This window comes from Brunnivagina elsteri CCALA 953 (assembly GCF_002289455.1).
Taxonomy (GTDB): Bacteria; Cyanobacteriota; Cyanobacteriia; order Cyanobacteriales; family Nostocaceae; genus Brunnivagina; species Brunnivagina elsteri.
In genome coordinates, this window is the sequence record NZ_NTFS01000081.1 from 17075 (window position 1) to 19111 (window position 2037).

Below are 2037 nucleotides of genomic sequence, written 5' to 3' on the forward strand. Positions count from 1 at the left end.
GGGTTGCGCTGGCTAATTTGGGACGGTATGAAGATGCGATCGCATCCTACGATGAAGCACTCAAATTTAAACCTGATGACCACGAAGCTTGGAACAACCGGGGGGTTGCAGCAGGAAGCTCAATTAGTGTTAACCAATTTTTGGCTTTTTCTAGTGCTATTGCCAGACAAAACCCAGCCCTAAACCAGCGTGGCTATGAGGGGAAATTAGCAAGCTATCGGGAAGGCTTGAAATATTGCCAACAAAACACCCATCCCGAAGGTTGGGGAATGTTGCATCAAGAAATTGGTAATGCTCACTATTTCCAAGGAGTAGGTAAAGTAAATTATCGTCAATATTGGCTTAAAGCAGAAGCTGAATATCCCCAAGCCCTAATTACTCTCACAAAAGAAGCCTTTCCCGAATTACATTTAAAAGTATTGCGAGACTTGATTAGTGTCTTATTTGCCTTGGTAAAAGACAAAGAAGCAAAACAATGGCGAAGACAAGCATTAGAAGTATTTGCACAGTTACTAAATTCCCCCGATAAATCTTCTTCGCAAAAACGCAAATTAGAAGCCGAATTTTCTGGTTTCTCGCAAATGCGGGTTGATACCTTAATCGATGATGGTGATTTTGTATCTGCTTTAGAAGCTGCTGAAAGAAACAAAAATTTCTACCTCACCTGGATACTCGATGCTCTCAAAGAGCATATCCTTAGCCCCAGCTACAGCGATATTCAAGGGTTAGTAAATCCCGAAACCTCACCAAACACAGCCATAATCTACTGGCATATTAGCCCGTTTGCACTCACCACATTTATTATTAAACCTGGCACAGATAAACCCATCATTATCCCCACACAAAAGCCAGATAAATTAACAGCTTGGATAAAAAATTGGGATGAACAATACAAGAATTATCGAAAAGGTAAAAAACAACAGTTATCAAGTTCAGCTTGGCGTGATAATTTGCCGCAATTGCTAGCACAACTTAGCGATTTAATCAACATAACCGCTATTCTCGAATCAATTCAAAGTCCTGATTCTCATCTCCAAAATCTCATCTTAATTCCCCACCGAGATTTACACCGTTTTCCCCTACATGCCCTTTTCCCCGATAATTTCACCACCAATTATCTACCTAGTGCCCAAATCGGATTAACATTAAATTCCCAATCCCAAAATTTACACCCAAATATCATCAACTCTCCCAAGTTACTAATTGTCGAATATTCTGGTGCAGATAGAGAGGATGAAGGTTTGGCAAGATTAACCTACGCAGAAATCGAATCAGCAACCATAGCTCAACTATTTGAGCATACCAATCCCAAACACATATCCGACAACCAAGCCAACAAAACCACAGTTAAACAAGCTTTAGCAGCAGGGTATAATATATTTCACTTTACCGGACATGGTAGCTATGACAGCAAACACCCCAAAAACTCAGCCCTTTACCTCAGCGATGATTCAGCAGACGCGAAAACAAACCCCGATTTAACACTACCTGAAATTCGCAACTTGAATCTGAGCGGCTATCAGCTAGTTTCCCTTTCAGCCTGCGAAACCGCAATTACTGGAAATGAAACCATAGAATCAGAATATGTTGGTTTAGTTAGTGCTTTTCTCTATCAGGGAGTATCCTATATAGTTAGTACCTTGTGGACAGTAAATGAAATTTCCACCAGCTTATTGATGATTTACTTTTACAGACAAATAAAAGCAGGTAAAACACCAAAAATTGCCCTAGCAGAATCAACAAAATGGCTGAGAAATCTCACTTATGAAAAACTGGAACAATTCTACCAACTTAGCTTTAGTCAACTTAGGAAAGAGGATCGCATCTTTTTACAAGTATACTTGAAATCACGTGAAAGTAATCCAGGCGAATTATTCGAGCATCCCTACTATTGGGCAGGTTTCACAATTACTGGCTCTTAAACTAAAAATACTGATATGAGTACATCTAATACCAATTATTTGTGTTAGCGAAGCTTGCCAGAAGGCTAGCTGCACATTATTTCGATTCCTCCAACCTCCCCTTAGTAAGGGGAGG

Annotated in this window: 1 protein-coding gene; it reads left to right on the forward strand. The window is 40.0% G+C overall.

The genetic code is table 11. The annotated features are described in order from the left end of the window. Positions 1 to 1922 (forward strand): CHAT domain-containing protein (locus CK510_RS09800; protein WP_143289260.1); only part of this gene is annotated, 1922 nt, incomplete at its 5' end. Between the last annotated feature and the right edge of the window lie 115 nt (positions 1923 to 2037).